This is a genomic window from Nocardia gipuzkoensis, from assembly GCF_021183645.1.
Taxonomy (GTDB): domain Bacteria; phylum Actinomycetota; class Actinomycetes; order Mycobacteriales; family Mycobacteriaceae; genus Nocardia; species Nocardia abscessus.
In genome coordinates this window covers 4,348,249-4,366,482 of the sequence record NZ_CP089225.1, presented here as the reverse complement: position 1 = coordinate 4,366,482, position 18,234 = coordinate 4,348,249, and the positions used below count along the sequence as shown (strand labels likewise).

General features: G+C 71.7%; 14 protein-coding genes and 1 pseudogene. 7 read left to right on the top strand and 8 right to left on the bottom strand.

Annotated features, from left to right (window positions below):
- The first annotated feature begins 247 nt into the window (after positions 1 to 247).
- A complete protein-coding gene (locus LTT66_RS19680) occupies positions 248 to 1,144 on the top strand; it encodes a glycosyltransferase family 2 protein (RefSeq protein ID WP_043697026.1) in 897 nt (298 codons plus the stop codon).
- A 39-nt stretch (positions 1,145 to 1,183) separates the two neighbouring features.
- A complete protein-coding gene (manB, locus tag LTT66_RS19675) occupies positions 1,184 to 2,263 on the top strand; it encodes a mannose-1-phosphate guanylyltransferase (RefSeq protein ID WP_043696952.1) in 1,080 nt (359 codons plus the stop codon).
- Positions 2,264 to 2,410: 147 nt separating this feature from the next.
- On the opposite strand, the gene LTT66_RS19670 is transcribed toward manB, so the two are convergent.
- The 3 genes and pseudogenes from LTT66_RS19670 to LTT66_RS19660 all read right to left on the bottom strand — a co-directional run bounded on the left by LTT66_RS19670 (position 2,411) and on the right by LTT66_RS19660 (position 4,895).
- Positions 2,411 to 4,006 carry a carboxylesterase/lipase family protein gene (locus tag LTT66_RS19670; protein ID WP_233060075.1) on the bottom strand — a complete coding sequence of 532 codons (1,596 nt, stop codon included), beginning with the start codon at positions 4,004 to 4,006 and terminating at the stop codon, positions 2,411 to 2,413.
- A gap of 219 nt (positions 4,007 to 4,225) precedes the next feature.
- Positions 4,226 to 4,539 (bottom strand): annotated as a pseudogene (locus LTT66_RS19665) (hypothetical protein); the annotation flags it as partial.
- On the bottom strand, positions 4,509 to 4,895 hold the full coding sequence (locus LTT66_RS19660) for a hypothetical protein (RefSeq protein ID WP_233060074.1): 387 nt from the start codon (positions 4,893 to 4,895) through the stop codon (positions 4,509 to 4,511). The gene LTT66_RS19660 and the pseudogene LTT66_RS19665, both read right to left, overlap by 31 nt.
- A gap of 152 nt (positions 4,896 to 5,047) precedes the next feature.
- Between LTT66_RS19660 and LTT66_RS19655 the strand changes: the two genes are divergently transcribed.
- Positions 5,048 to 5,275: an FmdB family zinc ribbon protein gene (locus LTT66_RS19655; protein WP_043696959.1), complete on the top strand. Its 228-nt coding sequence runs from the start codon at positions 5,048 to 5,050 to the stop codon at positions 5,273 to 5,275.
- Between the two features lie 21 nt (positions 5,276 to 5,296).
- Here the strand turns inward: LTT66_RS19655 and LTT66_RS19650 are convergent, their stop codons facing one another.
- The 4 genes from LTT66_RS19650 to LTT66_RS19635 all read right to left on the bottom strand — a co-directional run bounded on the left by LTT66_RS19650 (position 5,297) and on the right by LTT66_RS19635 (position 9,293).
- The gene (locus LTT66_RS19650; protein ID WP_043696962.1) at positions 5,297 to 5,572 is read right to left on the bottom strand and encodes a SelT/SelW/SelH family protein; all 276 of its coding nucleotides are present in this window, start codon (positions 5,570 to 5,572) and stop codon (positions 5,297 to 5,299) included.
- A gap of 18 nt (positions 5,573 to 5,590) precedes the next feature.
- A complete protein-coding gene (locus LTT66_RS19645) occupies positions 5,591 to 5,980 on the bottom strand; it encodes a YchJ family protein (protein WP_233060073.1) in 390 nt (129 codons plus the stop codon).
- A 378-nt stretch (positions 5,981 to 6,358) separates the two neighbouring features.
- Positions 6,359 to 6,841: a hypothetical protein gene (locus LTT66_RS19640; protein WP_233060072.1), complete on the bottom strand. Its 483-nt coding sequence runs from the start codon at positions 6,839 to 6,841 to the stop codon at positions 6,359 to 6,361.
- A 7-nt stretch (positions 6,842 to 6,848) separates the two neighbouring features.
- Positions 6,849 to 9,293, bottom strand: a complete 2,445-nt coding sequence (locus tag LTT66_RS19635) for an AAA family ATPase (protein WP_233060071.1) — start codon at positions 9,291 to 9,293, stop codon at positions 6,849 to 6,851.
- Positions 9,294 to 9,726: 433 nt separating this feature from the next.
- Between LTT66_RS19635 and LTT66_RS19630 the strand changes: the two genes are divergently transcribed.
- The 4 genes from LTT66_RS19630 to LTT66_RS19615 are packed head-to-tail and all read left to right on the top strand — an operon-like array spanning position 9,727 to position 17,193.
- Positions 9,727 to 12,594, top strand: coding sequence for an SWIM zinc finger family protein (locus tag LTT66_RS19630; protein WP_233060070.1), 2,868 nt, complete (start codon positions 9,727 to 9,729; stop codon positions 12,592 to 12,594).
- Positions 12,591 to 13,691 carry an ATP-binding protein gene (locus tag LTT66_RS19625; protein ID WP_233060069.1) on the top strand — a complete coding sequence of 367 codons (1,101 nt, stop codon included), beginning with the start codon at positions 12,591 to 12,593 and terminating at the stop codon, positions 13,689 to 13,691. The genes LTT66_RS19630 and LTT66_RS19625 overlap by 4 nt, the downstream gene beginning before the upstream one ends.
- On the top strand, positions 13,670 to 16,006 hold the full coding sequence (locus tag LTT66_RS19620; protein WP_408638858.1) for a DUF5682 family protein: 2,337 nt from the start codon (positions 13,670 to 13,672) through the stop codon (positions 16,004 to 16,006). Before LTT66_RS19625 ends, LTT66_RS19620 begins: the two co-directional genes overlap by 22 nt.
- A 29-nt stretch (positions 16,007 to 16,035) precedes the next feature.
- Positions 16,036 to 17,193: a VWA domain-containing protein gene (locus tag LTT66_RS19615; RefSeq protein WP_233060067.1), complete on the top strand. Its 1,158-nt coding sequence runs from the start codon at positions 16,036 to 16,038 to the stop codon at positions 17,191 to 17,193.
- A 160-nt stretch (positions 17,194 to 17,353) separates the two neighbouring features.
- On the opposite strand, the gene LTT66_RS19610 is transcribed toward LTT66_RS19615, so the two are convergent.
- A complete protein-coding gene (locus LTT66_RS19610) occupies positions 17,354 to 18,178 on the bottom strand; it encodes a phosphatase PAP2 family protein (RefSeq protein ID WP_233060066.1) in 825 nt (274 codons plus the stop codon).
- Between the last annotated feature and the right edge of the window lie 56 nt (positions 18,179 to 18,234).

The following is an 18,234-nucleotide window of genomic DNA, read 5'->3' as shown; positions in this document are numbered from 1 at the left end:
GCCGTACGCGGACCACCACCGACGACGTCCGGCAGCACCTTCAAGGCGTACCTGCGCCATCACTACGGCCGTACGCGGACCACCACCGACGACGTCCGGCAGCACCTTCAAGGCGTCCTGCGGCCGTGCGCGGACCACCGACAGACCGTGTCCGACAGCACCCAATCGGCGTACCTCCACTCCCACCGCGGCCGTGCACGGCCTATCGACAGACGACGTTCGGTCGCGCCCACTAGAGTTGGCTGCCGTGAGTGATTCCGATTCCGCCGCGCCCACCGGGCTGGCCGTCGTCACGGTGACCTACTCCCCGGGTGAGCACCTCGAGCACTTCATCACCACCCTCGCTGGGGCCACCTCGGAGAAACCCCAGGTGATCCTCGCCGACAACGGGTCGGTGGACGGTGTGCCGGAGCTGGTCGCCGAGGCCAATTCGCACGTGCGGCTGCTGCGCACCGGCGGCAACATCGGCTACGGCGGCGCCATCAACCGGGCGGTCGCGGAGATCGATCCGGGCATCGAGTTCGTCGTGATCGCCAACCCGGACATCCGCTGGGGCACCGATTCGATCGACACACTGCTCGCCGCCGCCAAGCGCTGGCCGCGCGCGGGTGCGCTCGGGCCGCTGGTGCTCGAGCCGGACGGCAGCGTGTACCCGTCGGCCCGCCGGGTGCCCGGCCTGCTCGACGGCGCCGGGCACGCGATCCTCGGCACGGTGTGGAAGTCCAACCCGTGGACCCGCCGGTACCGGCAGGAGAACGAGGAGATCTCCGAACGGGCCGTCGGCTGGCTGTCAGGGTCGTGCCTGCTGGTGCGGCGCGCGGCGTTCGACTCGATCGACGGCTTCGATTCGCGGTACTTCATGTACATGGAGGACGTCGACTTCGGCGACCGGATGGGCAAGGCGGGCTGGCACAACGTGTTCGTGCCGGACGCCGAGGTCACCCATGCCAAGGGGCACGCGGCGGGCCGCCATCCCGAGGTGATGCTGCCCGCCCATCACGCCAGCGCCTACCGGTTCCAGGCCGACCGGCATCCGCACTGGTGGCAGGCTCCGCTGCGGCTGGCACTGCGGGCCGGACTTGCGATCCGCTCGCGGATTGCGGTTCGATCTGCCCTGCGCCAGCAGGCGCGCGACGCCGGATAGCGGCGGCGGCGAGTACGACCTTGTGAACAGGGGAGCTTGATGGCAGGAAATACAGGCACCGACGCGGTGATCCTGGTCGGCGGGCAGGGCACGCGGCTGCGGCCGCTGACCCTTTCGGCGCCCAAGCCGATGCTGCCGACGGCCGGGCTGCCGTTCCTGACCCACCTGCTCGCCCGCATCGCGGAGGCCGGGATCACCCATGTGGTGCTGGGCACGTCGTTCAAGGCCGAAGTGTTCGAGGAGCACTTCGGCGACGGCTCGGACCTCGGCCTGGAGATCGAGTACGTCACCGAGACCGAGCCGCTCGGCACCGGCGGCGCCATCCGCAACGTGCTGCCCAAGCTGCGCGCGGACAACGTGATGGTGTTCAACGGCGACGTGCTCGGCGGCACCGACCTCGGCGCGGTGCTCGACACCCACGAGTCGACCCGTGCCGACGTGACGCTGCACCTGGTGCGGGTCAGCGACCCACGCGCGTTCGGCTGTGTGCCCACCGACGAGAACGGCCGGGTCACCGCGTTCCTGGAGAAGACCCAGGACCCGCCGACCGACCAGATCAATGCCGGGTGCTACGTCTTCCGCCGCGAGTACATCGAGAAGATCCCGGCCGGGCGTCCGGTGTCGGTGGAGCGTGAGGTGTTCCCGGCGCTGCTGACCGAGGGCGCCCGCGTCCAGGGTTACGTCGACGCTTCGTACTGGCGCGACATGGGCACTCCCGAGGACTTCGTCCGCGGCTCCGCCGACCTGGTCCGCGGCATCGCGCCCTCCCCGGCCCTGCCCGGTCAGCGTGGCGAATCGCTGGTCCATCCTGGTGCGGGCGTCGCACCGGGAGCGCTGCTGATCGGCGGCACGGTGGTCGGCCGCGGCGCCGAGATCGGCGCGGGCGCGCGCTTGGACGGCGCGGTCGTCTTCGACGGCGCGGTGATCGAGGCGGGGGCCACGGTCGAGCGCACCATCATCGGCTTCGGCGCGCGCATCGGCCCGCGCGCGCTCGTCCGTGACGGCGTCATCGGAGACGGGGCGAACATCGGCGCCCGCTGCGAACTCCTGCGCGGGGCGCGCGTGTGGCCCGGCGTGGAGATCCCCGACGGCGGCATTCGCTTCTCGACCGACGTCTGAGGCGCGTCCCGCTCGCCCCCGCGCACGAAGATCCGGAGGTCATCGACACATCCGCATGGTCGGCGGGGGGCTTGCTTCCGGCGCCACCGACCGCGCCGACACGAGTGTTCAAGTCGGTGGCGGCACCGGCCGGGTCGAACAGCGCCCCTAGGAGAAACCGACAGCCTGTTGGCCCCAGGCAGTGTGCAGGTCACGGTCCGGGTCGTCGACCACTCGATCGACGCTGTCGATGAGCAGGGTGGCGCGGGCGGCGAGGCGGTAGGGCGGCCAGTGCTTGGAGCCGTCGAGGGCGGCGGGGACGCCATGGGCGGCGAACGCCAGCCAGCGGCGGATCATCCGGCCGGAGACCTCCATGGCCGCTCTGCGACCACCGAGCCAGAAGGTCGGGTCGAGGTTGAGCGTGCCGAAATTGCCGAAGACGTAGGGCAATTCGGTGGCGTGACCCGCGCCGACCCGGGCCGCCCGCAGCATCGGGGTGGCGTAGTCGAAGCGGTACATCCAGGTCGGCGAGTGCGCGGCATGACCGTCGGCCACCCAGTGCGCCGGCATCCGGAACGCCGCGTCGGTGGACATCGCCAGCGCTCCGCGGGCCTTCTTCAGATCGGGATAGGCGGAGGTGATCTCGGCGATGCGCTGCGCGGACATCTCCGGGTGCCCCGCCGCGACGTCCCGCAGCATCGCGTTCACCGCGTCCGGGGTCACCGGCATGATCGGCGAGCGCAGCAGCCGGAACAGCGACGCCTCGTCCTTGTTGGTGCCGATGATCAGCGGCACCCGGTGGGTGCGTCCCCGCTGGAACCGGTCGATCGGGTAGGTCGGCAGCAGATCGCCGTCCACCACGGGCGCGGCCGCCAGCCTGCCCGGCTCCTTCAGCGGAATCTCGTCCAGCAGGACGCCTGCCGCCGCGATGATCCGCTCGATCGGGCATTCCAGCAGTTCTTTGGCCCTGGTCGCGGGCAGTTCGATCAGCTCGAGGAATCGCTGCGCCACCGTGGCCGCCCGCTCCGGCCCGAACACCGTGGTCGCGGGTGGGCTCTGCGCGATCGCCTTGTGGAACAGCCCGGCGGCGCGGGGGGCGGCGAGCAGCGCGGTGACGCAACCCGCGCCGGAGGACTCGCCGAACAGCGTGACGTTGCCGGGATCGCCGCCGAACGCGGCGACGTTGTCGCGCACCCATTCCAGAGCGGCGATCTGGTCGTGCAGGCCGAGGTTCGGCGCGAAGTCGTCGCCGAGCGAGGACAGGTCGAGGAAGCCGAGCGCGCCGAGCCGGTAGTTCACCCCCACGACCACGACGTCGCCGGTCGCGGCCAGCTTGCGCCCGTCGTAGATCTGCTGCGCGGCGGTGCCGAGGCAGTACGCTCCGCCGTGCAGCCAGACCAGCACCGGGCGCGGCTCGGCGTCCGGGACGCGGGCGGGATCGCCGGTCTCGGACCGCGGTGACCACACGTTGAGCCAGAGACAGTCCTCGCCCATGGTCAGGCCCGAGTCGATGGGGACCATCGTGCCCATTGTCTGCGGCGCGATCTGCCCGTAAGAGGTGCAGTCGCGCACTCCGTCCCAGGGCTGCGGGGGCTCGGGTGGGGCGAACCGGGCCGGACCGGCGGGCGCCGTCGCGTACGGGATGCTGCGCCAGACGGAAATCGAACCTTCGCGCAGGCCGCGCACGTCGCCGTAAGCCGTTCGCGCGATGGGCTCGGCGAAACCGTCCGGACCGGGCACCGCCTCGGAGAACTGAGCGCGCATCGCAGACCTCCTCATACTTCTTTTTCGAGAGTACGTCGAAGATCAGTACGGCAACGTTTCGATGCCGAGACATTGCTGCGTCGGATGCTATTCATCCGCTGTTCAGGCCCCTGCCCAGGGGTCCGGTGTCGAATCGGTCACGGTGGCCGCGATCGTCCCGTGCTCCCCCTGATAGCGGAAAAGATGCTGCCGGGGTCCCGACGGAGCCGTGCAGCAGGATCAGGTGGCGGCCTCCGATTGCCGGTCCGCTACCGACGCCGGGCCGTCGCCGACATACGCGGCCCACAACCTGTGGTACGGCCCGTCCTCGGCGAGCAGCTCCGCGTGCGTGCCCGTCTGCAGCAGCCGCCCCTGGCCGACCACCGCGATGAGATCCGCGGCGGTGGCGAGGCGATGGGCGACGACTGTGCCCTGGCCAGAGCGAGCAGCTGGCGCTGGCCCGCCGACATACTGCGCCCGTGGTCGCCGATCGGCTGGTAGTACCCGTGCTCCAGCGCGGCGATCATCTCGTGCGCGCCCACTGCCCGCGCCGCCAATGCTCGCGCACCGCAGTGAGATACGCCTCCCACACACCGGCGACGTGACGGCCCCGGTCCACTATCACCACCGATTCGGGGTCGAGCAGATCGATCAGTGCCGCGACGACCCGGCACAGCACGCGGGCGCGCTCCAGGAACAGGCCGCGCACGGGCGCCCCGTCGGCAGCGGCCGCCACCAGGTCCGGCATCGTCGAGGCCGCACCGCAGCGCGTGAGCAGCGCATGATCGGAGTAGGAGTCGTTGAGCGACGAAACCGGCAGCTGTCCAGCGCTTTTCCCCGCGCCGAGGCCGAGCAGCGTCTCGATCGAACCCGCACCCGACCTCGGTCCGTAATGCACCTGCCCGTGCACGGCGACGGTCCACGTCGATCACGTTCCCGACGAACAGCACCACCTCTTCAGCGCCGCGCTGCCCCGTCACGGTACGGACGCGGCGCGCGGGTGCGAAGATTTCGGCGCAGTGCGATCCGAACGTATCGGGGCGGAGGACCTAAACTGAGCGGATGCCGAGTTACAGCTACCGGTGCCGCAGCTGCGGCGACACGTTCGAGGTGACCCGTCCGATGGCGGAGGCGTCGGCGCCCGCGACCTGCCCGACCGGCCACGACGACACGGTCAAGTTGCTGACCACCTTCGCCACCGTCTCCCGGGGTGGCGGAAGCGCGCCCGCGCCGAGTTCCGCCGCGCCCCCGGCCGGCGGCGGCTGCTGTGGTGGCGGCTGCTGCGGATGACCTGGTCCGGCCGGTGTGGTCTCAGTCGCGCCGGTCGACGTGGCCGAGGTCGCGCTCGGGGGCGACCCGGTCGCGCACCCGCTGCTTCAGCACCGCGATGTCGGGAAATCCGCCGTCGGCCTTGCGCTCCCAGATCTGTTCGCCGTCGACGGTGATCCGGTAGATCCCGCCCGAACCCGGGACGAGCGCGACTTCGTCCAGGTCGGTGGCGAACGTGCTGAGCAGTTCCTGCGCCATCCAGCTCGCCCGCAGCAACCAGCGGCATTGGGTGCAGTACTCGATCGCGACGCGTGCCATGCCCGTCGACGCTACCGGTCAGGCGTCGTGCGTGCCGTCCAGGTACACCCAGGCGCCGTCGGACCGGGCGAATCTGCTGATCTCATGCAGTGCGCCGCGGCCGTCCGCGTCCCGGTAGTGCGCGACGAACTCCACCGTGCCGGTCTCGTCGAACAGTCCACCGCGGTCGGTCCGGGTGATCTCCAGGAACAGCCAGCGCTGCGCCGGATCGAGGGCCAGCTCGCGTGGGCGGGTGCGCGGGTGCCAGGAACGCAGCAGGTAGTCGGCGTCGCCCACCGCGAACGCGGTGTAGCGCGACCGCATCAGCGCTTCGGCGGTCGCGGCCGGACGCTCGCCGCGCAGCACCGGGCCACAGCACTCGTCGTATGCGTCACCGCGCCCGCACGGGCACCGTCGTGCTCCGCTCACGCTGTCTCCTCTCCGGCACGAGCGCGACCCGTCGTGGTCGTGCTGTGCGACCACCTCCGGTAGGAGCCGGTCTGCCATCCCGTCCGTGCTCGGCCGGGCCCCTCATGATCGCCGTGTCGCACTGCCTCGGGCAAACCCGAGAGCCGCCGCCGTCGCGGCTCCACACGGAGCACAGCACACCGTGGGCACGCTCCGCCGCGGGGGTCGATCCTGGTCACCGGTGCCCGCCCGTTACAGGTAGACCGAGGAACCACGTGCCGTGCCACCTCGGGCCCGGCCCGGCTCATGCCCTCGCATCTTGCCGCCGAATCATCGTGCGGGATCGCCGGGTCGACCCTCGTCGCACACCCGCAACCAGGTGCGCGCGATCGCCGAGCGTCAACGGTGCGCGTCCACCGCCGCCAGGTCCGCGGCCAAGGCGACCGTCTGCTCGCGCCAGCGCCGCAGATCGGTGACGCTCGGCGCGAGTTCGTAGTCGTGGTGGTGGGCGGCGCGCGAGAGGGCGGCCCAGAGCACCGCCACGCGCGCCGCCACTTCCGGCCCCGCGAAGGCGCGCAGCGCGATCAGCTGCGCCCGCATCGGGCAGCGGATCAGCGCGGGCGCCAGCCGCAGCCACAGATCGTCCACGGCCTGTTCCAGGGCTATCCGCAGAATCCAGGCGGTCGCCCGCGACCACAATCCGCCCGCGTCGGTCACCGATCCGCCGAGCAGCAGATCGACGGTCTCCAGCCGCTCGGCGACCGACGGCCGATTCGCCCGCGGCCGGTGCCCACCGTCCTTCCGCCGCTGCCCGTGCCGGGGACCGCGGCCGCCCTCCGCGGGTCCGCGGCGCGCGCCGACCGGCCGGCGCCGCCCGCTCATCGGCGCCTCACCGAACCAGCCACGCGACGAACTTCTCCGTCTCACCGATCAGCTCGCGCATGTCGCGCCCGATCGGCACGTGCGCGCCCGCCGTGGCGTCGCGCAGGGCGTCCACCACCCACCGTCCTTCCCGCGCGATGAGGTTCTTGTTCAGGTCGTCGACCTTGCTGCCGACCCCGAACACCGCCAGCGCCACCTTCGCCCTGGTGGAGTGCGCGGCATCGATGTGGCGTTCCACCTCGTTGTGGTTCATGCCCGCGGCGAGCAGGGTGCGCCGCGCCCTGGCCAGACTGGCCGCCTCCACCGCCGAGCGGCAGCACGTGGCAACGAGTTCGTCGGCGATCGCCGCGGGCAACTGGGGGGTGCGCACCAAGGCGCGCGCGTCGTCCAGATAGCGGCGGATGGGATCGCTGGAGACCCGCACCTCGACCACCGAGCGGTCGCGGCGCTGCACCTCGAGCACGGTGGCGTCGAGCTGCATCCGCCGCACCGCCTCGGCGAGGCGCTCGTCGTGGGTGAACACCACCACCTGACGCGTCCAGGCGACCGTGGCGAGCACTTGTGCCAAGCCGTCCACTTTGGCCGGGTCCATCGCCTGCACCGGGTCGTCGATCATGACGAAGCGGAACGGGCTCTCCTCCACCGTCGCTCGCGGCAGGAACAGCGACAGCCCCAGCGCGTGCAACTCGCCTTGGCTCATCACACCCAATGCGGCGCCGTCCACCTCGTCCACGGTCACGTCCAGCAGGACGCGGCGTGCGGTGCCCGCGTTGCCCTGCAGGCGGATCGCGCCCAACTCGACGTTGCTCTGCTGCCGCAGCGTGCGCCAGACCCAGCGGGCCGTCGTTTCCAGCGGCGTCATGCGTTCACCGCGCAGCCCAGCGGTGGCCGACTTCAGCCAGTCCTCGGCCCTCTTCACCGTGCGCAGTTCCGCCGCGTGCGCGGCCACCTCGCGCGCGCCGTCCAGCCAGGCCACGATCCGCGGCACCAAAGGCGTCCACACCTCGTCCAAGCGGTCGAGTTCCTTGCGGGTGCCCTGCTGCAGCAGGTCGAGTTCGTCGACCAGCCGCGCGTGCGCGACGCGCAGACGTTCGGGCAGTTCAGGGGTGTATTCGGCGGTGGTGAGCGCGGCCCAGTCGGCCCAAGCCCCGCGCACCGCCGTGGTGTCCACCGACGGAGGATTGCGCGGATCGAAATCCAGTTCGGCGGGAACCAGGTCGGGAAGCGCCCGCGCGGCCCGCACGGCGTTGCCGAGCTCGATGCGGGCGGTGGTGAGCGCGTCCACCCGGGCGGCCAGCTGCTCGATGGCCGCGTCGGTCTCGCGCACCCACGCCTCGTCGAGTGCGCCGCGCCCGCATATCGGGCACGGGCAGGTTCCACTCGCCGCCTGGTGCTCGCGCGCTTTGCGCAGCAGGCCGAGCAGGCGCAGATCGGCTTCGGCGTCGGCGGTGGCGCCCTGCGCGAGAGCGTCGCCGCACGCCTCGAGCCGGGACGCCACGGCTTCCACTTCGGCGTCGTCGGGCAGCGCGAGCCGCACGATCGCGCGCAGGCCGTCCGGTCCGGCCGGGTCGTCCACCACGCCCAGCACTTCACGGCCCACGGCCGCCAGATCCGGCTGGGCGGGCCGCAGCAGCCCGGCCACCCGGACCGCGCGGTCGTCGGCCACCGAGGCCAGCAGCTCCAGCAGTTCCAGCCGTTCCTGCCGCGAATCCCGCACGGCGCGTTCCAGTTGCAGCCTGCGCATCCGGATCCGCTCCTGCGCCAGGGTGAGCTCGTCGAGCCCGAGCAGTTGGTGCAGCGCGTCGAACAGGTCGCTCGGCTTCCCGTCCACCAGCGCGCCGAGCTCGCTGTAGGAAAGGAACGGGCGGTAGAGCTCGAGCTGTGCCGCCCAGCGGTCGGTGTCGAATACGCTCGGCGGCGCGGGCGGATACCGCTGGGTCCAGTGCGCGTCCGACAGATCCGCGTCGGGCGCCCATACCTTGGTGATGGTGAGCCGGGGCGCGTCGCCCGCGGTGAGCAGCTCCAGCTCGATGCGGGCGGCCGCGCCCTCGTGCAGGTTGCGCCAGCCTTCCCGCCAGGCCGCCGATCGGCCGTCCCAGCGGCGATTACCGCCGGTCAGGGCCAATTCGGCGGCCTCGGCGAAGCTGGATTTACCGCTGCCGTTGCGACCGACCACGAGCGTGAGACCCGGCCCGGGCGGCAGTTGGAGCGTCGTCTCCGGACCGATGCCGCGGAAACCGCACACCCGGATGGCGCTGAGGAAGATCCCGGAGTGATCGAATGTCGTTGTCGCGTCATCGGATTCGGCGGCGCCGAGGGCGCGCAGGACGGTCCGGCTGACCGAGGGCGTGACCGCCGGGTCCTCCGCGAGGCGCCGGGTCACCACCTCCGAGAGCCGGGGCGTGGCGTCCGCTGATCCGGCGGCCTGGACAGCGTCGGGATCCAGGCGCATGCGAAATCCCCTCCACCATCGAGCCGCGCACTCCTCCAACCCCGTGCGCGGCGCCTTGTCGAAGCTGTGCGAAACGCTACCCGATCACGTTCGAATCGCACACCGCGCCCATGCGAATCTGCCCGCGGGGATGGAAATATGGTCATCGAAACGCCTGCGCCGCGTCTCGATGTCCACCCCTCGCGCCAACCCCGGCGGGCAGCCTCGATGGTGTCGACACCCGTTCCGGGTGGCTCGGTCGAGCCGAACAGGACAGAATGCCAGAACGCCCCGATCGGCGCAAGATCGTTCGATCGGCGAATGTGACGCCGGGGCAAGCGGTTCCGTTCCCGGCGCGGCACCGGCGGCGGCACTTGTCGGTGCGCTGGGGTAGAAATCCGGTCAACCGAGCAACGAAGGAAGCGATGAGGCACCACCGAGCCGGAGCCGCGCGATGACGACGCCGTGGACCGAAGACCAGGTCACGGCGTTGGCGCCGGACGCGAGTTCGCTGTCGGCGGCGCGCAAGCTGGTGAGCCGCTGGCAGGAGAGCGGGCAACACGGCGCGGCGCTGTGGGGTCGGTGCCAGGGCAGCGGGGCCACGCCGTACCAGACGATCGTCGACCTGTCCGGTCCGGCGTACCGGTGTTCGTGCCCGAGCCGCAAGTTCCCCTGCAAGCACGCACTGTCGCTGTTGCTGCGCTGGGCCGCGGGCGAGGTCGCCGTGGCCGCGGAAACCGCGGACTACGCGGCGTCGTGGATCGGCGGACGTGCGGCGCGCGCCGCGACCGCCGACCGCGCCCGCACCCCGAACCCGGCCACCGCCGAACAGCGGCGGGTACGAGTGACCGCGGGGCTGGAGGAACTCGACGTCTGGCTCGGTGATCAGGTGCGCACCGGGCTCGCGCAGGCCGATCGCTCCTATCGCGCCTTCGAGGCCGTCGCCGCCAGGATGGTCGACGCGCAGGCCCCTGGGCTCGCCTCCGCCTTGCGCAGGCTCCCGGCAGCCGTGGCCACCAGAACCGACTGGCCCGACGTGGTGCTGCGGGAATACGCGCGGATGCACCTGCTGATCGCCGCACACCGGCAGCTCGACGCGGTGCCGCCCGCTCTGCGCGCCAGCATCCGAACGCACGTCGGATACCCCAGCCCGGCCGAGGCGGTGCGCGCCGAAGCCGCGGTCCGGGACCGATGGATGGTGTGCGGCCTGCGGGTCACCGAGGAAGAACGCCTCTACACCCGGCGCGCGTGGCTGTACGGGCGGGAAACCGGGCGCTGGGCGCTGGTGGTCGATCATTCCTTCGGTTCACCCGGCTTCCCGGCCGACGTTCCCGCGCTCGGGCAACTGGCCGACGCCGAGCTGCATTTCTATCCGGGCGCCGCACCGCTGCGAGCACTGTGGGGTGAACGGCACGGCGCCGCCGAACCCTTCACCACACTGCCCGCCGAAGCCGGCCGGGCCGCCACGATCGCCGCCGCGCTGGGCGCGCACGCGACCGCGCTGGGCGCCGATCCGTGGCTGCGTTCGTGGCCGATGCTGCTGGCCCGCGTGGTGCCCACCCGGACCGAACAGGGTTGGTACGTCACCGAATCCGACGGCACGGCGCTGCCGATCCGGCCGGGCGAACAGCCGTGGACGCTGATGGCCGTCTCCGGCGGTCACCCCGTGACCGTGGTCGGCGAGTGGAGCCCCGACGGGTTGGCGCCGATTTCGGTGTTCACCGCCGGCGAGGTGACCGACCTGACGCCCACCGAAACCTTCGGCCTCGACGCGTCCCGTCCGCCCGCCGGGTCGTCCGCGAGCGCGGATCTCACCTCCGTCGCGCTGCTGGGCACCGCGCGCCGGTCCCCGGACCTCACCGGGTTGGCGCCCCCGATCGCGCGCGCTGCCGAGCGATTGCCGAGTGACCCCGCGTTGCGGCTGCTCGAATCCGCGGCGCTGCACGACCTGTTCCGCCGGGGCGGTGTCGCGCCCGCCACCGCGGCGGCGCCGGAACCGGCGGCCGATGACCCGCGCCCGTTGTTGCCGCGCCCGGCAGCCGCACGCTTGGCCCGCATGCTGCGGGAGCGCTCGGCATTCCTTCCCGAATGGTTCGACGCGGCAGCGCCGCACGACTATCGGGCCCCGGACGCGCTGTGCGAGCAACTGCTCGAGCACGCGAAGATCAACGCCACCTCGCGGGAGCCGCTGCTGCGCCTGGCGGGCACTCGGGGCAGCTGGCTGGCGGCCCGGCATCCGGACTGGCGCGACCTGGTGCGGCAGCCGTCGCCCGCGTCCGAACGCTCCGCGGACACCTGGCTGTTCGGTCAGCCCGCCGAGCGGCGCGACTGGCTCGCCGCCCTCCGGCGCGACGACGCCGAGGCGGCCAGGACGACGCTCAACGCGGCGTGGCCGAAGGAAACCGGGCCACTGAAGGCCGAACTGCTGGCCGTGCTCGCCGACGGACTCGGGCCCGACGACGAGCCCCTGCTGGAAACGGCGCTGGACGACCGGCGGGCCGACGTGCGCCGCACCGCCGCCGGACTGCTCGCGCGGCTCCCGGAATCGGCGTTCAGCCTGCGCATGCGCGCCCGGGCGAGCGCGTGGCTGCGCGCCGAGCACCGGATGCTGCACACACACGTTGTTCTCGCCCTTCCGGACACGCTCGACGCCGCCGCGCAGCGCGACGGAATCACCGATCGCACATCCGAATTCGCCTACCGCTGGAACGGCGCGCCCGACGTGTCCGCGGCGCGGCTGCGGCAGGTGGTGGCCGCGACTGCGCTGACGCACTGGACCGGTGTGCTGGGCACGCCGCAGCAGGCGGTCCGCGCCACCATCGAGGACCGGTTCCGCCAGCCGGTCTTCGACGGCTGGGTGGACGCCGCACTGGCCCAGCGCGATTCGGCCTGGGCGCGGGCGCTGTTCGAAGCCGGTGTCCCCACCGACCTGGCGATGTTACGCAGGCGCGAGCTGTTCGCGCTGCTGCCGCTGCCGGACCGGACCGCGCACCTGGTGCGGCTGGACGGCTCGTGGCTCTCGGAGATCGAGGCGCTGCTGCCTGCGATGGGCCATCCGTGGCCGGAAGCGCTCGCCCAGCACGTCGTCCTGCTGCTCTTCGAACGGGCGCGGGCGGCGGCGCGTCGCCCCGAGACGCACGGCGCGTCGCCGAACGCGCACCGGTCGCTGCTCGCCACGGCCGCCGTCCACCTCCCGATAGCCGCCGCGGGCAGCCTGTCCGCGGTGGCCCGCCGATGCGACGATCCCGCCTGGGAGCACGCCTTCGACCAGCTCGCCCACGACCTCAACCACCGCTCGATGATGCTCGAGGAGTTGCAGTGACGACCACCGACCCCACACCGGCCCTGCTTCGTCCGCACGCCGAGCAGGCGTACGCCGACGAACTGCGCGCCCTCGCCGCCGCCGACGATCGGACCCGCCCGCCCTCGTGGCGATTGTCGCCCTGGGCGGTGGTCACCTACCTGCTCGGCGGCACCCTCGGCGACGGCACCGTGATCACCCCGAAGTACGTGGGCCCGCGCAGGCTGATGGAAGTGGCGGTCGCGACGCTGGCCACCGACCGGGCGCTGCTGCTGCTCGGCGTGCCGGGCACCGCCAAAACCTGGGTCTCGGAACATCTTTCCGCTGCCATCAGCGGCTCCTCGACGCTGCTGGTGCAGGGCACCTCGGGCACCGCCGAGGAGGCGATCCGCTACGGCTGGAACTACGCGCGGTTGCTCGCCGAAGGACCGAGCGACGCTGCGCTGGTGCCCTCGCCGGTGCTCAACGCCATGCGGACGGGTTCCATCGCCCGGATCGAAGAACTCACCCGCATCCCCTCGGACGTGCAGGACGCGCTGATCACCATCCTGTCCGAGAAGACCCTGCCGGTGCCCGAACTCGGCCGCGAAGTGCAGGCGGCCAAGGGCTTCAACGTCATCGCCACCGCCAACGACCGCGACCGCGGGGTGAACGAACTGTCCTCCGCGTTGCGCCGCCGCTTCAACACGGTGGTGCTGCCGCTACCCGCGAGCGAGGACGAGGAGGTCGCCATCGTCAGCAGGCGGGTCGAGCAGCTCGGCTCCGCGCTGGAACTGCCCACCGTGCCCGCGGCGGCCGAGGAGGTGCGGCGAGTGGTGCGGGTCTTCCGCGAACTGCGTTCGGGCAGCACCGCCGACGGCCGCACCAAGCTCAAGTCGCCGTCCGGGACGCTGTCCACAGCCGAGGCGATCTCGGTGATCACCAACGGCATCGCGCTCTCGGCGCACTTCGGCGACGGCGTGCTGCGCGCCTCGGACATCGCGGGCGCGGTGCTCGGTTCGGTGATCAAGGACCCGGTGGCCGACGCGGTGGTGTGGACCGAGTACCTGGAGGCCGTGGTCCGCGAGCGGCCCGACTGGGCGGATTTCTACCGCGCCTGCCGGGAGGTCACCGGGTGACCTCTCCCGCCGAATTCGCCCCGGTGACCAGGGTTTTCGGCATCCGCCACCATGGTCCCGGGTCGGCGCGCTCGCTGCGGCTTGCGCTGACGGCGTTCCGCCCCGACCTGATTCTCATCGAGGGGCCCTCGGACGCCGATCCTCTGGTGGGCTACGTCGCGGCCGAGGGGATGACGCCGCCGGTCGCGCTGCTGGCGTATGTTCCCGACGCACCCGCCAAAGCCGCGTTCTGGCCGTACGCGGTGTTCTCCCCCGAATGGCAGGCATTGCGGTACGCCGTGGACCACGACGTGCCCGTGCGATTCTGCGACCTGCCCGCGTCGACAGTGCTCGCCACCGAGGACGAACCCGGCGACCGCTTCGATCCCCTCGCCGCGCTCGCCGAGGCCGGCGGCTACGACGACGCCGAACGCTGGTGGGACGCCGTCGTCGAATCCGTGCCCGACGCCGACGCGTTCGACCCGATCACCGAGGCGATGGGCGCGCTGCGGGAATCCGCCGAACACACCGCGCGGCAAGGCGACGTGACGCCGGACAGCGGCCCCGCGGATGAGCCGGAGCTCGATTCGGTCGCGGAGGCGGTCGCCGAATCCCCCGTGCGCGAATCACCACCCGAGCCCCTCGTGGTCGACGCCCACACGCTGCGGCGCGAAGCCTATATGCGCCAAACCATGCGCAAAGCTCTGAAGGACGGAGCGACACGACTGGCGGTGGTATGCGGTGCGTGGCATGCGCCCGCGCTCACCGGCGCGCTCGGGCCCGCCGCACCCGACGCCCGGTTGCTCAAAGGGCTGCCGAAGACCAAAGCCCGGCTCACCTGGGTGCCGTGGACACATTCACGGTTGTCCACCACCTCCGGCTACGGCGCGGGCGTCACCTCGCCGGGGTGGTATCACCACCTGTTCACCGAGACCGAACGACCGATCGCCCGCTGGCTGACCAAGGTCGCCGGTGTGCTGCGCGCCCACGACCTGCCCGTCTCCAGCGCGCACGTCATCGAGGCGGTCCGGCTCGCCGACACACTCGCCGCGCTGCGCGGCCGCCCGCTCGCCGGGTTGTCGGAGGTCACCGAGGCTACGCGGTCGGTGCTGTGCGGCGGAGACGAGACGATGCTGCGGTTGGTGATCGGCGAACTCGTCGTCGGCGAGGCACTCGGCGCCGTTCCCGAGCAGACGCCGACCGTGCCGCTGGACGCGGACCTGCGGGCCACCATCCGGTCGCTGCGGATGAAGCAGGAGCCGTCGGCCCGCACCGTCGACCTGGATCTGCGTAAGGAACGCGAGGTCGAGCGATCGCGCCTGCTGCACCGGCTGCGGGTGCTCGGCATCGACTGGGGCACGCTCACCACCAGCGAGGTGCGCAGCACCGGCACCTTCCGGGAAACCTGGACGCTGCGGTGGCATCCCGAGTACGCGATCTCGATCATCGAGGCCTCGCGCTGGGGCACCACCATCCGCACCGCGGCGGAAGCGAAGATCCTCGACACCGCGGGCCGCGCCGACCGCTCCGTCGGCGACCTCACCGCCGCATTGGAAGTCGCGCTGCTCGCCGACCTCGGCGGGGCCACCAACGGATTGATCGCCCGGCTGGAGTCCACCGCCGCGCTGGACCACGACGTCACCCACCTTCTCGCCGCGCTGCCCGGGCTGATCCGCACACTGCGCTACGGCGACGTGCGCGGCACCGACACCAAAGCGCTGGCCCACGTCGCCGATGGCCTGCTGGTGCGCATCTGCGCGGGCTTGTCCGCCGCGGTCACCGGATTGGACACCGACGCCGCCACCGAACTGCGCGGCCTGCTGGACGCGGCGCACACCGCGATCCACACCAGGGACGACGGCTGGGCCACCGGCGAGTGGCTGGCCGCCCTGCGCCGCGTCGCCGACCGCGACGACGTGCACGGCGCGCTCGTGGGACGAGCCGTCCGCCTGCTCGCCGACGCGGGCCGCATCGATGACGCCGAATCCGCGCGCAGGCTGTCCGCGGCCCTGTCGGTGGGCGCCACCGCCGCGGCGAAGGCGGCGTGGGTCGACGGGTTCCTCGGCGGCCGTGGCCTGCTGCTGGTGCACGATCGGGAGCTGTTGCGGCTCATCGACGATTGGTTGCGCGGGCTCGGGGACGACACGTTCGTCGAGACGTTGCCGCTGCTGCGCCGGACCTTCGGCGCGTTCGAATCGGGTGAGCGCCGCGCGATCGGGCAGGCCGTCCGCGACGGCGGGTCCGTGGCCGCCGCGTCGGCCGTCGCGGACATCGACGCGGACCGCGCCACAGCCGCGGTGCGCACCGCGGCGGAGATCTTGGGGGTCACGATATGAGCGATCGGGCAGCGGGGCGAGGACACGATATGAGCGTCGAAGCACATTCCCGGCGTTGGCGATTGGTGCTCGGCGCGGCCGCGGAGGAAGGGCTCGGCGGGCTGGGTTCCGGCGCGGACGCGGCCATGGACCGGGCGCTGTCGGCGCTGTACAACACCGATGACGAGACTCCGCCCGGCAAGCGCACCGGTGGTTTGCAAGGTTCCGCGCCGCGCGTGGCCCGCTGGCTCGGCGACATTCGCAGCTACTTCCCCGCGACGGTTGTCGAGGTCATGCAGCGCGACGCCGTGGAGCGACTCGATCTCACGCAGTTGCTGCTGGAGCCGGAACTACTCGAGGCGGTGGAGCCGGACGTGCACTTGGTCGGCACGTTGCTGAGCCTGAACCGGGTGATGCCCGAGACCACCAAGGCGACCGCGCGCATGGTGGTGGAGAAGGTGGTGCGGGAGATCGAACAGCGCGTGGCGGCGCACACCGTCACCGCGGTCTCCGGTGCGCTGAACCGCGCCGCTCGCGTCACCCGGCCGAAATTGCGCGATATCGACTGGGACCGCACTATCCGCAAGAACCTCGCCACCTACCTGCCCGAGCATCGCACCGTGGTACCCGAACGGCTGGTGGGCTACGGCCGCAAGGCACAGGCGGTGCGGCGCGACGTGGTGCTGGCCATCGACCAGTCCGGTTCGATGGCCGCCAGCGTGGTGTACGCGTCGGTGTTCGGCGCGGTGCTGGCCTCGATGCGGTCGCTGCGCACCTCGCTGGTGGTCTTCGACACCGAGATCGTCGACCTCACCGACAAACTCGACGACCCGGTGGACGTGCTGTTCGGCACGCAACTCGGCGGCGGCACCGACATCAATCGGGCCCTCGCCTACTGCCAATCCCTGGTCACTCGCCCGGCCGACACGTTGTTCGTCCTGATCTCCGACCTCTACGAGGGAGGTATCCGCGACGAGATGCTGCGCCGCGTCCGCTCCATGCAGGAGGCCGGCGTGCAGGTCGTCGTGCTGCTCGCCCTCTCCGACGACGGCGCCCCCGCCTTCGATCACGACAACGCCGCGGCCCTCGGCGCGCTGGGCATCCCGGCTTTCGCCTGCACACCCGACAAATTCCCGGACTTGCTGGCAGTGGCCCTCGATCGAGGCGACGTCCAGTCCTGGTCGCACGCCAACGCGGCCCACCACTGAGTCGGCGCTCCCGTACGAGAAGACGGCACTCCTGGCCGATCCCGCTTTCCGGTTGACGGCCTCCACCAAGGGCGGCTTGCGGGAACCGATCAGCCGGTGTGACCGGCGGCGATCTCCTGCACCAGGGAGACGACCTGAACGACGAGCGACGGCAGGGTTTTCAGGTCGAAACAGGTTTCGGCCGAACTGGACCCATCACGCCCCAGGCGGTGGCCGCCGCGGGTACCACGAAGGGATGCAGAGCCGCGGCCACTGCCAGCAATCCGACAGCGACGATCGCGTCCAGCCAGTAGTGGTTGGCGGTGCCCACGACGACGAGCGTGGTCAGCGCCGGATGCGCCAGGGCGAGCCAGCGCCACGGCGTGCCAGTCGCGGCGACCACGGCGACACCGAGCAGCAGCGCCCAGCCGACGTGCAGCGACGGCATAGCCGCGAACTGATTGGAAAGACCGCCGGACTCGGCCTCCCCGTAGACGGATTGGCCGTACAGCGCGGCCAGGTCGACGAAACCACGATCGGGCAGCATGCGCGGAGGCGCGAGCAGAACCAGCATGTGCACCAGGAGCGCGGCTCCGGTCAGGGCCGCCATGAGGTTCCTGGTCCAGCGATAGTGCTCGGGCCGGAACGTCCACAGCCACAGCAGCACCCCGGCGGCCACCGTGAAATGCGCCGCGGCGTAGTAGAAATTGGCCGGGACCGCGAGAAAGTCGCGGTGCAGGAACAACGCCTGGACCTGCTGTTCGTCCGGCAGGCCGAGCCGCTCCTCGAGGCCGAGCAGACCGTGTGCGTTGACCATGGCGCGCCCGGTGTGATCGGCGGTGACCAGCCGCCCTGCGCGATAGCCGAGATAGAGCACCGTGATCAGGAGCAGCTGCCCGAGCGCCTCGCCGCCGCGACCGCGCACCGCCGCACGCACCCGTTCGACGACTCCGCCCGGTGCGAACTCGAGTCCGGCGCCCGGACCCCCGAAGTCCACAGCGACCATCGCGCGGCCTCCTTCCCCGTTGAACAGGCCGTTACCGAAAGTTAAGTGGAGTGATA